The following is a 14199-nucleotide window of genomic DNA, read 5'->3' as shown; positions in this document are numbered from 1 at the left end:
TGCTGACTCTGCCAGGACTCCAGATGAATCGTAATGACCTGCGTCGTGTCGACCTGAACCTGTTAATCGTATTCGAAACATTGATGCACGAGCGCAGTGTGACTCGCGCTGCCGAGAAACTGTTCCTCGGCCAACCTGCCATCAGTGCGGCGCTTTCGCGCCTGCGCGGGCTGTTTGATGATCCGCTGTTTGTGCGCACCGGCCGCAGCATGGAGCCGTCCGCCCGGGCCGTAGAGATCTTCGCCCTGCTCTCGCCAGCGCTGGATTCAATTTCCACCGCAGTCAGCCGTGCGGCCGAGTTCGATCCGGCCACCAGTACCGCTGTGTTTCGCATCGGGCTGTCGGACGACGTTGAATTTGCCTTGCTGCCCATGTTGCTCAAGCGACTGCGCGCCGAATCCCCGGGGATCGTCCTGGTGGTGCGACGGGTCAACTACATCCTGATGCCGGGACTGTTGGCATCCGGCGAAATTTCCATCGGTGTCAGCTACACCACTGATTTGCCGGCGAACGCCAAACGCAAAGTACTGCGCCGCAGCCAGCCCAAGCTGCTGCGGGCCGACACTGTGCCGGGGCCGTTGAGCCTGGATGATTACTGCGCGCGGCCCCATGCGCTGGTGTCATTCGCGGGCGATCTCAGCGGCTTCATTGATGAAGAGCTGGAAAAGCTCGGGCGCAAACGTCACGTGGTACTGGCCGTCCCGCAGTTCAACGGCTTGAGCACCCTCCTCTCCGGCACCGACATTGTGGCGACCGTGCCGGACTATACAGCCGACGCGCTGACCGCCGCAGGCGGTGTGCGGGCCGAAGATCCACCGCTGCCGGTGCGCAGCTTCGAATTGCACATGGCGTGGCGTGGGTCGCAGGACAACGATCCGGGCGAACGCTGGTTGCGGTCGCGGATTCAGATGTTTTTCGGGGATCCGGATAGTCTCTAGGGGTCGTCTAACAGGTTGTTCAGCTGATCATTTTTGCCTTTCCACAAACCATGGAGCTCTATTCACTTCCAGTGGATTGCTACATTGGGGGCACATCTGAGGCCAGCAGGCTATTGATGAGGATGGGGGCACTGAGGGAGATATAAGACCCCTAACTATCCCAACGTGCGGACTGGAGAATATGTGCATCCGTTGGAGGCTTGAGACATCAGTGGATGAGTCAAGGTCGCATCAGTGGCTCTCCACCGATCCATTTTTTACAGGGTTATAGAAGAGCTTGAGCGGCGGAATCTGCATCTTCCAGCCCTGAACCTCCAAAACCCAAAAAACAGCCGATGCAGATATCAGATGGCGTGCGGTGTCACGTCCGACCCTAGGTCACTTCCTGACGCGGGGCGCGGCCCAGCGACCAACCAAAATTCATGCCCGCCGCCGCCAGCAGGATCGCGCTCGCGCCAAGCACTTGCAGGGCGCTGAGCGGATGGGCGAAGGCAACCCAGTCGACCAGAATGGCGACGATCGGATAGATGAACGACAGTGCGCCGACCAACGCCGTGGGGATTTTCTGGATGGCGCTGTACAGCAGGGTCGACATGAGCCCGGTATGGACCACGCCGATAATGATCAGATATGTCCAGGCGCCCTCGGCTGTATCGACCCTGCTGAAATCCACGAACGGGGCCAGGACCAGCACGCCTACCACCATCTGGATCAGCACGATCAGGTGCGCGGGCAAGTCCTTGAGGCGCTTGGTGATCGCCGCCGCCACGGCGTAGAAAAAGGCCGAAGCCAGGGCCAGGCAGACGCCGAGCACGTAGTCGGCGCCGGTGGCCTGGCCACTGCCCTTGGCGGACACGATCAGCATCAGCCCGGCGAAGGCCAACATCAGCCAGCCAACCTTGGCGGCGCTGAGGCGTTCAGCGAAAAACAGCACACCCAGACCGACCAGCATGAACGGCTGAACGTGGTAGACCACCGTGGCAATGGCGATAGAGGAATGTTTGTAGGCACTGAATAGCAGCACCCAGTTAAGGATCAGCGCCACCCCGCCCAGGCACACCAGAATGAACTGCCGGGCGGTGATCAGGGAGCGGCGCAGCACCCCAAGCACCAGGCATGTGACCAGCATCGCCATGGCGCCGAACAAGCAACGCCAGAACACCACGGCCTCCGGGCTCTGCCCCGACACGATGACAAACCAGCCCACCGTGCCGGAGATGACCATGGCCGAAATCATTTCGAGCGTCCCACGGGTTTGCGACTTCATCACTCACTGCTTCCTTGCCGTCGACATTGCCGTAACCTAAGCCGCCGTTCGCAGGGGTTGGTTCGGCAAAACGAACTTTATAATGAACTAATTACCACTATAATGAACAGGACACCCAAGAGCGTCAACCACTTAAGGATGATATACAAAACAAATGACCGATATAACGAACGCCCTGCCAAAAAGTCATCCGAGCCGAATCGATCTGCTGGCGCTTTCAATCAAACGCGAACGCTTGGCCGCCGGGCTTTCCTTGACCGAGCTGGCGAAGCGCGCCGGGGTGGCAAAGTCGACCTTGTCTCAATTAGAGTCGGGAATCGGTAACCCCAGTATCGAAACCTTGTGGTCGCTGGCGATGGCAATGGGGTTGCAAGTCACCCGGTTCTTCGAGCAACCCCAACAGCCGTTACGGGTGATTCGCGCCAACGAGGGCATGACCACCTATGCCGAGACTGCCAATTACGCAGCGACACTGCTTGCCGATTGCCCGGCGGGAGTACAGCGCGACATCTACCGGCTTAAGGTGCAGCCCGGTGAAGTTCGGCTGTCTCAGCCTCACCCACCAGGAACCGTAGAGCACGTGGTGTTGTGCAGTGGCAGCGCCCGTATTGGCCCGGCGAGCGGACCTGTGTTGCTGAACGCTGGCGACTACATCAGCTACCTGGCGAATGTGCCTCACGTGTTCGAAGCACTCGAGGCGGACACTACTGCGGTGATGGTGATAGAGCATTCCTAAGGTTGGCGCCATGGACACGCCAAATGTTGAATCGCCCTGCATTCCTGGACGCGCTGACAGCGACTGGCGATGCCCCTGACTCCAATGTGGAGTTAACAGTAACCATTAGGACCCTAATGGAGTTCGGCCAGCTCTCGCCGTTTTCGTTCGTGTATCAAGAGTGACTTGGGGCTAAAAGTGGGGGGGCAACATTGGTGGCATATTTGACATTTTTCTGCCTGAAAATATTGTTCTAGAGCCTGGTCAAAATGTTCTTCGCGGATCCGGACAGTCTGGCTTGAGTGCTTTGTGAAGGCATCCGGCGCCATCGCTGCTAGCCAGCGATGGTCGCGACCAGGCTGCCAACCAGACCATTGCGTCGGCGGCAACACACAAATGCCATCAACCGGGTTGATCCTGACTTGATATAAGGCGCAGGCTAGAGAGCTCGCCGGGCCTCTCCCATCATTCCGAATGATAGTTATCTTCGCCCCGTTCGATTCGTCCGCACCAACCCTGCCGCGCATCATTCGCCAATCTCAATACATTGGCGGATGCATCCATGGAACAATCACTCAAATATTTGCGCTTCCCGTTGGCCGTGTTGGCCGTCGTGGTGATGAGCGCCTGCGGCAAAGCTCCACAAACCGCAGCCACGATGCCGGCGGCCAAGGTCAGCGTGGCCAAGGTGCTGGAGCAACCGGTCAACGAGTGGGACGAATTCACCGGGCGCCTTGAAGCCCCGGAAACCGTAGAAATTCGTCCACGGGTCTCCGGCCAGATCGATGACGTGGCCTTTACCGAGGGCGCCCTGGTCAAGAAAGGCGACCTGCTGTTCCAGATCGATCCCCGTCCGTTCCAGGCCGAGGTCCGCCGCCTCGAAGCGCTGGTCGCCCAGGCTCGCGCCAACGCTACCCGCAGCGAAAATGAAGCCCAGCGCGGTGAACGCCTGCGCACCAGCAATGCCATCTCCGCTGAACTGGCCGATTCGCGTACCAGCGCCGCTCAAGAATCCCGCGCCGCCGTCGGCGCGCTTCAGGCGCAACTGGACCTGGCCAAACTGAACCTGAGTTTCACCCGCGTCACCGCGCCCATCAGCGGTCGCGTCAGCCGCGCGGAAATCACCGCCGGCAACCTGGTGACCGCCGATACCACCGCGCTGACCAGCGTGGTTTCCACCGACAAGGTCTACGCCTACTTCGACGCTGACGAGCGTGTGTTCCTCAAGTACACCCAGCTCGCCCGCCAGGGCAAACGTGGCGCCACCACCCCGGTTTACATGGGCCTGTCCAACGAAGACGGCAACCCGCACCTGGGCCAGATGAACTTCGTCGACAACCAGGTCAACCCGAAAACCGGCACCATCCGTGGTCGCGCCGTCTTCGACAACAGCGACGGCAGCTACACCCCGGGCCTCTATGCGCGCCTGAAACTGGTCGGCAGCGGTACCTACAACGCCATGCTGATCAACGATGAAGCCGTCGGCACCGACCTGGGCAAGAAATTCGTGCTGGTGATGGATGCCGACAATAAAACCGCCTACCGCGCGGTCGAGCTGGGCCCGAAAATCGAAGGCTTGCGCATCGTGCGCAACGGTTTGAACAAGGACGACACCATCATCGTCAAGGGCCTGCAACGGGTTCGTCCCGGCTCGCCAGTCACCCCTGAAGTGATCCCGATGGCCAGCGAGCAAACCCTCGCGGCCCTGGCACAACAACGCCAAGCGCTGGAAGCCAGCAATCTGCCTCAGGTCGCGCCTGCCAAGGTTGCGCCGGGTACGACTGTGAAACTGGCTGCTGCGACTCCACGCGGTTAAGGAATAACGACTCCGATGAATTTTTCCCAATTCTTCATTTCACGGCCGATCTTCGCCGCGGTGCTGTCGCTGCTGATCCTGATCGCCGGCGCGATCTCGCTGTTCCAGCTGCCGATCAGCGAATACCCGGAAGTGGTGCCACCGACCGTCGTGGTCCGCGCCAACTTCCCCGGTGCCAACCCCAAAGTCATCGGTGAAACCGTGGCCGCTCCACTGGAGCAAGCCATCACCGGCGTCGAGAACATGCTGTACATGTCCTCGCAGTCGACCGCCGACGGCAAGATCACCCTGACCATCACCTTCGCCCTGGGTACCGACCTGGACAACGCGCAGGTGCAGGTCCAGAACCGCGTGACCCGGACCGAGCCCAAACTTCCCGAAGAAGTGACGCGCATCGGTATCACCGTGGACAAGGCGTCGCCCGACCTGACCATGGTCGTGCACTTGACCTCGCCGGACAAACGCTACGACATGCTGTACCTGTCCAACTATGCCTTGCTCAACATCAAGGATGAGCTCGCGCGCCTGGGCGGTGTCGGTGATGTGCAATTGTTCGGCATGGGCGATTACTCGCTGCGGGTCTGGCTCGATCCGAACAAGACCGCCTCGCGCAACCTGACTGCCACCGACGTGGTCACTGCGATCCGCGAACAGAACCGTCAGGTCGCCGCCGGTGCACTGGGTGCGCCGCCTGCACCGAACGCCACCGCGTTCCAGCTGTCGGTCAACACCCAGGGTCGCCTGGTGTCCGAAGAAGAGTTCGAGAACATCATCATTCGCTCCGGCGACAACGGTGAAATTACGCGCCTGAAAGACATTGCGCGCGTCGAGCTGGGCTCCAGTCAGTACGCCCTGCGTTCGCAACTCAACAACCAGCCGGCGGTGGCGATCCCGATCTTCCAGCGTCCAGGCTCCAACGCCATCGAGATCTCCAACGAAGTGCGCGACAAGATGGCGGAGCTGAAGAAGAGCTTCCCCGAAGGCATGGACTTCAGCATCGTCTATGACCCGACGATCTTCGTGCGCGGCTCCATCGAGGCGGTGGTTCACACCCTCTTCGAAGCGCTGATCCTCGTGGTGCTGGTGGTGATCCTGTTCCTGCAAACCTGGCGCGCCTCGATCATTCCGTTGGTGGCGGTGCCGGTGTCGCTGATCGGTACGTTTGCCGTGATGCACCTGTTCGGCTTCTCGTTGAACGCCCTGTCATTGTTCGGCCTGGTACTGGCGATCGGTATCGTGGTGGACGACGCGATCGTGGTGGTGGAGAACGTCGAACGCAATATCGAACTGGGCCTCAATCCGGTCGAAGCGACCAAGCGCGCCATGCGTGAAGTGACCGGGCCGATCATCGCCACGGCACTGGTGCTGTGTGCGGTGTTTATCCCGGCGGCCTTCATTTCCGGGTTGACCGGCCAGTTCTACAAGCAGTTCGCCCTGACCATCGCGATTTCCACGGTGATCTCGGCTTTCAACTCGCTGACCCTGTCGCCCGCCCTGGCTGCGGTCCTGTTGAAAGGCCATGATGCGCCGAAAGACCGCTTCTCCAAACTCCTGGACAAGGTATTCGGTGGCTGGCTGTTCCGTCCCTTCAACCGTTTCTTTGAAAAGGCCAGCCATGGCTATGTCGGCACCGTTGGCCGCGTGATCCGCAGCAGCGGCATCGCCCTGTTGCTGTACGCGGGTCTGATGGTCCTGACGTTCTTCGGTTTCTCCAGCACCCCGACCGGTTTCGTCCCGGCGCAGGACAAGCAATACCTGGTGGCGTTTGCCCAGCTGCCGGACGCTGCAAGCCTGGATCGCACCGATGAAGTGATCCAGCAGATGTCCGAGATTGCCCTCAAGCAACCTGGCGTCGCCAACTCGGTAGCCTTCCCAGGCCTGTCGATCAACGGCTTCACCAACAGCCCCAACGCCGGCATCGTGTTCACCCCGCTCAAGCCGTTTGACGAGCGCAAGGACCCAAGCGAATCGGCGGGTGCCATTGCGGCCGCGCTGAACGCCAAGTTCGCCGACATCCAGGGTGCCTACATTGCGATCTTCCCGCCGCCGCCGGTACAGGGCCTGGGCACGATCGGTGGTTTCCGCCTGCAAATCGAAGACCGGGGAAACCTGGGCTACGACGAGCTGTACAAGCAAACCATGAACATCATTGCCAAGAGCCACAGCGTTCCTGAACTGGCCAACCTGTTCACCAGCTACACCGTGAACGTGCCGCAGGTCGATGCCGCCATCGACCGGGAAAAAGCCAAGACCCACGGCGTGGCCGTCAGCGACATCTTCGACACCCTGCAGATCTACCTGGGTTCGCTGTATGCCAACGACTTCAACCGCTTTGGTCGCACCTATCAGGTCAACGTTCAGGCCGAGCAGCAGTTCCGTCTTGAACCGGACCAGATCGGTCAGCTGAAAGTACGCAACAACAAAGGCGAGATGATCCCGCTGGCGACCTTCATTAAGGTCAGCGACACCTCGGGTCCGGACCGCGTGATGCACTACAACGGCTTCATCACCGCTGAAATCAACGGTGCCGCTGCCCCCGGCTACAGCTCCGGCCAGGCCGAAAAAGCCATCGAGAAACTGCTCAAGGAAGAACTTCCGAACGGCATGACCTACGAATGGACCGACCTGACCTACCAGCAGATTCTGTCCGGCAACACCGCGCTGTTCGTGTTCCCGCTGTGTGTTCTGCTGGCGTTCCTGGTGCTCGCGGCGCAGTACGAAAGCTGGAGCCTGCCACTGGCGGTGATCCTGATCGTGCCGATGACCCTGCTGTCGGCTATCACCGGAGTGATTGTGTCCGGTGGCGACAACAACATCTTCACCCAGATCGGCCTGATCGTACTGGTGGGCCTGGCGTGTAAGAACGCGATCCTGATCGTCGAGTTCGCCAAGGATAAACAGCTGGAAGGTCTCAACCCGCTGGCCGCGGTACTGGAAGCCTGCCGCCTGCGTCTGCGGCCGATCCTGATGACCTCCTTCGCGTTCATCATGGGTGTGGTGCCACTGGTGTTCTCCAGCGGTGCCGGTGCCGAAATGCGTCACGCCATGGGTGTGGCGGTGTTCTCCGGAATGCTCGGGGTGACCTTCTTCGGTCTGTTGCTGACACCGGTGTTCTACGTACTGATTCGCAACTTTGTCGAGCGCGGTGAGGCACGAAAAGCCGCCAAGGCGCTGAAACTGCAAAAGCCGCTGGAGTCGCATTCATGAGTGTGAAAGCCTTCCTGCCGAGTCTCCTGGTACTGGCGCTGAGCGCCTGTGCCGTGGGCCCGGACTACAAGACCCCGGCCACCGAGGCGGCCCACATCACCACCGCCACCGATGGCGCGGCCGGTCAGAAGAATTTCGACCGCTCCCGTTTCGAAGGCATCTGGTGGCAGCAATTCGAGGACCCGACCCTCAACCAGTTGGTGACCGAGTCCCTGAAGGGCAACCGCGACTTGCGCGTCGCCTTCGCCCGCTGGAAAGCGGCGCGGGCGATACGCGATGACGTCAGCAATGATGCCATGCCGACCATTACCAGCCGGGTCAGCAGTGACCTGGCCAAGGGGCAGATTCCCGGCCAGACCACCAACCGGGTCAACAGCGAACGCTATGACCTGGGACTGGACATGGCCTGGGAGATCGACCTGTTTGGCCGCATCCAGCGCAACCTGGAATCAGCCAACGCCGAGCAACAAGCGGTCGAGGCCGATCTGTATCAACTGCAAGTCACGATGATTGCCGAGCTGGTGGACTCCTACGGCCAACTGCGCGGCGCACAACTGCGGGAAAAGATCGCCCTGGCCAACCTGGAGAACCAGCAAGAGTCGCGCAAGATCACCATCAGCCTGCGTGATGCCGGCGTCGGCGATCAACTTGACGTGGAACGCGCCGACGCACGACTGGCGTCGGTCGAAGCCAGCGTGCCGCAATTGCAGGCCGAACAGGTTCGGCAGAAAAACCGCATTGCCACCCTGCTCGGTCAACGCCCGGACAAGTTGAGCATCGACTTGAGCCCGAAAAACTTGCCGGCCATTGCCAAGGCGTTGCCCATTGGTGATCCGGGTCAATTGCTGCAACGTCGCCCGGACATTCGTAGCGCCGAACGCAAACTTGCCTCGGCCACGGCGCGCATCGGCGTGGCCAAGGCTGATCTGTTCCCGCAGGTCAGCCTCAGCGGCTTCCTTGGCTTTACCGCCGGGCGTGGTTCGCAGATCGGTTCCTCGGCGGCCAACGCCTGGGCGCTTGGCCCGAGCATCACCTGGGCGGCGTTCGACCTGGGCAGCGTGAAGGCCCGCTTGCGCGGTGCCGACGCCGACGCGGAAGGCGCCCTGGCGAGCTACGAGCAGCAAGTCTTGCTGGCCCTGGAAGAATCGGAGAACGCTTTCAGCGACTACGGCAAACGCCAACAACGGTTGATCTCGCTGATTCGCCAGAGCGAATCGAGCCGCTCCGCTGCCGACCTCGCCGAAATCCGCTACCGCGAAGGCACCGCCGATTTCCTGGTGTTGCTCGATGCCCAGCGTGAGCGCCTGGCGGCCGAAGACACCCAGGCCCAGGCCGAAGTCGACCTGTATCGCGGCATCGTCGCGATCTACAAGGCGCTCGGCGGTGGCTGGCAGCCGGAAACGGTCGCCAGCAACTAAACTTTTTCAAGCGCTCCTTTGGTTGGCCGCAACCAACCAATTCCCTTGCCCTGCGCCTCATTCGGTCGCGGGGCTTTTTTTGCTTTTCAGGCAATCCCGGGAAACGCCAACAACGCCCCCCCTGCCGGGGCCTGCCAGGCAACCAAAGTGGGAGGCGTGCCCGCGGGATTCGCAAGAACAGCGTTAGTCTTGAGGTTTGGGATTTTCCTCGACGGTGACGGTGGCCGTGGTCCCCGCGCGTAGCTTGTCTTTACCGGCGTAACCCTCGTCAATCCTGATCCGCACCGGCACCCGTTGCGCCAGCTTGACCCAGGTGTAGCTGGGGTTGATGTTGGCCAGTAGCCGGCCACCGGGCAGGTTTTCCCGGTCGGCGATGGCGAAGGCAATGCTTTGCACCGTGCCAGCGAATTTTTCGCCGCTCATCAATTCAATGTCGACCCGGTCGCCCTCGGCGATTCGCGGCAACTTGGTTTCCTCGAAGTAGCCGCTGACATAAAAGCTGTCACTGTCCACCAGCGCCAACAGCGGGCCACCCACCGTGGCGTAGTCACCCTGACGGGTCAGCAGGTTGGTGACGTAGCCACTGACTGGCGATTCCACGCGCGTGCGCTGCAGATCCAGTTCGGCCTGGGTCAATGCCGCGATCGCCAGCTGCACGTTGGCCTGCGCCAGCCCCAGGTTGGCCTGGTTACGCAACAAATCAGCCTGGGCCACCGAGACTTCGGTGTTGGATTTTTCCCATTCCTCGCCCGAGATGGCGGAGCGTTCCTTCAGTGTGCGCCGGCGCCGCTCTTCGCTCTGGCGCTGGCGTAACAACGCCTGGCTGGAGACGATGGTCGCTTCAGACTGCCCCAGCGACGCTTTCGCCACCTCCACGGAACGTCTGGCATGTTCAACCGCCAGGGAATAGCGCGCCGGATCGATCTCCAGCAACAACTGGCCTTTATCCACGTGCTGGTTATCCTGCACGCCGAGGCTGACGATGCGCCCCGAAACATCGGCGGACAGGGTCACCACATCGGCACGCACCCGGGCGTCCCGGGTCCAGGGGGCGCGGGTGTAATGCTCCCAGGCAAACCAGCCAAGGACGAACGCCAGCACGACCACAGCCACGGTCGTCAGGTGCGAAAGGATCTTCTTCAAGGCATCAGGCTCCCATCAGCAAAATCAGCGTCGCACACACGCAGGCGTACAACGCGCCCTCGAACAACGCTTCATGCCAGACGAAACGCAGCACGCCCAGGCGCCGCAGCACCCAGTCCAGCGCCAGGAAAATCGGCAGGCCCAGCAGCAGCGCCTGGGCGATGGGCGGGAGGTAGACACCGCCTATTTCCAGATCAATGGGCAAGCGCAGGTACTCCTTGTGGGGCCAGCGGTTCGAAGTGACGGCGATGGCGCTCCAGGAATGACACCACGATCAACAGCGCCACGCGCATGCGAAAGACCGACCACAGATGTTCATGAACGCTGGAATGCAGGGCGTCCAGTTCATCACCCAAGGCATGCAGGCTGTCGATCACGTGATCCGCCTGAATGCCGGGGCGGCCAGCGACCAGCCGCCCGGTTTCACGGACCGTGGCGAACACCTGGCTCTGCACAGCGGGCGTCAACAACGCGTTGCCCTGTCCCTGTTGCCGCAGCTGGTTCAAGGCGATACCCAGGGCCATGCAACCGAGACTGACTTCAAACACATCCCGCGATCCCTGGTCCTGGGTCGCCGGCAGCAATCCCAGCATCATGGTCAGGCGATCGACCATGCGGCTCTCGAAGGCAAACTGGTTTTCATCGGTGGCCGGGACTTTCAGCAAGGCGTACACCTGCTCGCAGTTCTCCTTGAACAGCCGGCGCATCCGCAATACCGGCCTGAACGGAAAGATCAGCGCGTAGACACTCAACCCCAGCACCGTCGCGCACATGTAGGCGCCAGCAAACTCGAACCACTGGATGGCGGTGTTTTGTCCAAGCCCGACATTCAACGGGCCCAGCAGCAGAAATGTCGTCAGCCCCAGCCCTATACCGGTGCCGGTGGTGGGCGGGCTGGACAGCCCCACGGCGACGGCATAAAGCAAGGGTGTCAGCAGCAATGCGAGCATTTCGAAGTTACTGATCATCGGGACAAACATGAACTGCAGCAGTGCCGACGCCAGCAACGCCAGGCCAAACCCTCTGGCATAGCTTTGAACCACCAGCAGCGGCCGTGGAAACGTCGACATCAGCGAACAAAGAATCCCCAGCAGCACCATGCCGCCCCGCGCCCCGTCCCAGCCGGTTTCGATCCAGATCAGGCCAGCCACCAATATCGCGGAGAATGCGCGGATGGCGTTCATGGTCGCCAGGGTGAAATCCAGGTGCAGCGGGTTTTCCTGGCCGCGAAAGACACTGCTGGCGGGCCGCCCGCTCTGGATGGCGTCGCTCAGTTCCAGTATCTGTTCGAGTTGTTGCAGCAGGCGCGCTTGTTCCCAGCGCAGCGACCAGGCCAGCGAGCGCAAGGTGGCCGGCATGGCCTCGGTCAATTGCTCGGCCCTGTAGGCCAGTTCGTCGAAGCGTTGGCGCAACGAGGTGAAATGGTGGCGCTTTTCGCTCGACAGCGAGCGGCCCTGTTGCGCCAGTTCATCGAGAAAGGCCAGCTCTTCGGCGCGCAGACGCTGTATTTCCTCGGGCAACGCCCCTTCCCAGCGCTCCGTCAGCAGTAGCCGCTGGTGACGCAGGGCGGTGAGCCTCGCGGTCAGCAGCACCAGCTGATTGCCCAGCAGTTGCACCAGGCCGTTGGCACTACGCAAGCGAGGTGCATCGAAGTACAAATGCCGACGTACGCCCTCCAGGGCGCTGATCTGACCCAGCAGTTGCATTTGCCGACGTTGGAAATCCGCCTCGCTTTCCTCGGTGCGCAGGACGGCACTGGCATGGGTCGCCAGCAGTTTGGTGATCTGATCGATTTTGGCGAAATAGTCCCGGGCGACGGCTTCGGGGCGCGCGGTGAGCAGGCTGACCACGCACACACAGGCGACCGCTAACAAAGTCTCGGTGACTCGGGTCACCGCCAGCAGGAATGTGCCCTCCGGGTCGGGAATCGCCAGTAGCGCAATGACCACGGCGGTGTAGCCACTGAGGACGAACGCCTGGGAACTCGTGTAGCGCAACAGGGTGCCACCGGCCGTACACAGCGCGAGCCACAAGGCCAGGGTGGTAATGAAAGGCAGGGGCGCCTGGGGAAAGACCGCCATGGTGGCTACCGCCACGACCGCGCCCATGGTGGTGCCGATGACCTGGCCGAAACTGCGGGCCAGCACCATGCCGCCCAGTGGCTGACTGATGATGACCACGGCCATGATCGACCACTTGGGCTGGTCGAGGTCGAACAGGAAGGCCAGGTAAAGCGTCAACAGCCCGGCCGCAATGGTTCTCAAGGCAAACAGCAACACCCCGGGACCGGGGTGGAGAATCGCCTTGAAGTACTGCAACAGTGCTTGCATGGGGGTGCTCGTGGGCGCTTATCCAGCAAGCGTAGTCACAGCTTCCGCGTCTCGACAGCGCGTCGACGCAACATGGAGGTAAAGCCGTCGATCCCGCTCCCCCCTCAGCAGGCATTCAGATGAGCCAGGGTTTGACTCAGCGCTCCGCCTGACCGAAGCTGCTGACTTTGCAAAAGCTTGCCAGCTTCCGGATTCTGCATGCCCCAGTCCCGCCGTTATCTGCTTATCAGTCTCTTCGCCTTGCTTGTCATCGGCCTCGCCTGGGTGTACCTGCGCAGCACGACGCCAGTGGTGCCCGAAGCGATCAAGCGCGGCTACAGTGAGGCGCTGGCCCAGGCCCGCGCCGGCCATCCGGGCGCTGCGCGGGTGCTGTACCAGCAATTGGGCCGCCCCGATCTATCGCCCAAGCGGCGCATCTGGCTGCACGCCGAACTGCCAAACTACCCGAGTTCGGTGGCCCTGAAACTGGCAGACGCCGATTTGCAACATGAGTCGCCCGAAGTACGTATCGCGGCGATCAAAAGCATCAGCGGGCTGGTGCCCAACGGCCAGCGCAGCTTATTGCTCGGGCCGTTGCTCGATGACAGGGATCAGAATGTGCGGTTGGCCGCCGTCAACGCCTTGCTGGGCTTGTCACCGGACGACCTCGGCTTGTATTTCGGGCCACTGGAACAAGCCATCGATGCTTGGGAGCAGGTACTCAAAAGCGCGCCGGAGAGCGCCGAGAATCACTATCAGCTGGCTCGACTGCATTTGCACAACGCCGAATTCAAGGAGGCCCAGCAGGCGCTTGAAAACACCCTGCGCCTGGCCCCCGACAACCTCCCGGCGCTGGTCATGCAGATTGAGGTGCTGGACAAGCTGGGACAAAGCGATGCCGCCCGGCAGTTGTTGGCCAGGCAATTGAAAGCACAGCCCGAATCCGCCTATTTGCAGCATGCCCTGGGGCTTTGGCTGCTCAATCATGGCCAGAGTGAATTCGCGCTGTTGGGCCTGTCCAAAGCCGTGGAACTTGAGCCCGACAACAAGGACTATCGCTATGACCTGGCCACCACCCTGCACGGTGAACAGGAGCTGGAAGCGGCGCAGAAGCAATTGCAGGAGATCGTCCAGCGCCACCCGAACGATCGCAGGGCGCGAGTGCTGTTGATCAATTATTGGAAGGAAAGCGGACAACTGCAGAATGTGCAGATCCTGTCGGCGCAACTCGAACAGATGAATCCGGACGACCCGGCCCTGCAGCAGGGACTCTGACATCCCTGCGTAAATTTTGTTGAACGCTCGTCTCGACTCAAGGTCAAGTGAACAGGCAGACCCTTGCGGCACTCAGCGGCCACTGCCTCGTTCCCCTAGTCAAGAGAGGGC

At 61.2% G+C, this 14199-nt stretch carries 10 protein-coding genes; 6 read left to right on the top strand and 4 right to left on the bottom strand.

Annotation, left to right across the window (positions count from 1 at the left end):
* The first annotated feature begins 23 nt into the window (after positions 1 to 23).
* Positions 24 to 938, top strand: coding sequence for a LysR family transcriptional regulator (locus tag ACX3YD_RS29750; RefSeq protein WP_047528682.1), 915 nt, complete (start codon positions 24 to 26; stop codon positions 936 to 938).
* A 373-nt stretch (positions 939 to 1311) separates the two neighbouring features.
* On the opposite strand, the gene ACX3YD_RS29745 is transcribed toward ACX3YD_RS29750, so the two are convergent.
* Positions 1312 to 2205: a DMT family transporter gene (locus ACX3YD_RS29745; RefSeq protein WP_458962097.1), complete on the bottom strand. Its 894-nt coding sequence runs from the start codon at positions 2203 to 2205 to the stop codon at positions 1312 to 1314.
* 154 nt (positions 2206 to 2359) lie between these two features.
* On the opposite strand from ACX3YD_RS29745, the gene ACX3YD_RS29740 reads away from it, so the two are divergent.
* From ACX3YD_RS29740 to ACX3YD_RS29725, 4 genes are all read left to right on the top strand, one after another.
* Positions 2360 to 2941 carry a helix-turn-helix domain-containing protein gene (locus ACX3YD_RS29740; RefSeq protein ID WP_458961768.1) on the top strand — a complete coding sequence of 194 codons (582 nt, stop codon included), beginning with the start codon at positions 2360 to 2362 and terminating at the stop codon, positions 2939 to 2941.
* A 541-nt stretch (positions 2942 to 3482) separates the two neighbouring features.
* Positions 3483 to 4736 (top strand): multidrug efflux RND transporter periplasmic adaptor subunit MexE, encoded by a 1254-nt coding sequence (gene mexE / locus ACX3YD_RS29735; RefSeq protein WP_103405663.1) that lies wholly within the window; start codon positions 3483 to 3485, stop codon positions 4734 to 4736.
* A 15-nt stretch (positions 4737 to 4751) separates the two neighbouring features.
* Positions 4752 to 7943, top strand: coding sequence for an efflux RND transporter permease subunit (locus tag ACX3YD_RS29730; RefSeq protein ID WP_103405664.1), 3192 nt, complete (start codon positions 4752 to 4754; stop codon positions 7941 to 7943).
* Positions 7940 to 9361 carry an efflux transporter outer membrane subunit gene (locus tag ACX3YD_RS29725; RefSeq protein WP_103405665.1) on the top strand — a complete coding sequence of 474 codons (1422 nt, stop codon included), beginning with the start codon at positions 7940 to 7942 and terminating at the stop codon, positions 9359 to 9361. The genes ACX3YD_RS29730 and ACX3YD_RS29725 overlap by 4 nt, the downstream gene beginning before the upstream one ends.
* A gap of 183 nt (positions 9362 to 9544) precedes the next feature.
* Here the strand turns inward: ACX3YD_RS29725 and ACX3YD_RS29720 are convergent, their stop codons facing one another.
* From ACX3YD_RS29720 to ACX3YD_RS29710, 3 genes are read right to left on the bottom strand one after another with little or no spacing between them, the layout of a single operon-like run.
* Positions 9545 to 10504, bottom strand: a complete 960-nt coding sequence (locus ACX3YD_RS29720) for an HlyD family secretion protein (protein WP_458961767.1) — start codon at positions 10502 to 10504, stop codon at positions 9545 to 9547.
* A gap of 4 nt (positions 10505 to 10508) precedes the next feature.
* On the bottom strand, positions 10509 to 10709 hold the full coding sequence (locus tag ACX3YD_RS29715) for a DUF1656 domain-containing protein (protein WP_047528674.1): 201 nt from the start codon (positions 10707 to 10709) through the stop codon (positions 10509 to 10511).
* Complete coding sequence (locus ACX3YD_RS29710; protein ID WP_458961766.1) at positions 10699 to 12834, bottom strand: FUSC family protein; 2136 nt, start codon at positions 12832 to 12834, stop codon at positions 10699 to 10701. The genes ACX3YD_RS29715 and ACX3YD_RS29710 overlap by 11 nt, the downstream gene beginning before the upstream one ends.
* A 198-nt stretch (positions 12835 to 13032) precedes the next feature.
* On the opposite strand from ACX3YD_RS29710, the gene ACX3YD_RS29705 reads away from it, so the two are divergent.
* Positions 13033 to 14088, top strand: a complete 1056-nt coding sequence (locus ACX3YD_RS29705) for a tetratricopeptide repeat protein (protein WP_458961765.1) — start codon at positions 13033 to 13035, stop codon at positions 14086 to 14088.
* Positions 14089 to 14199: the final 111 nt, after the last annotated feature.

It is taken from the genome of Pseudomonas fluorescens group sp. PF-1 (genome assembly GCF_054481335.1).
Note: the sequence above shows the minus strand (reverse complement) of the source record. Positions and strands in the feature narration are given on the sequence as shown.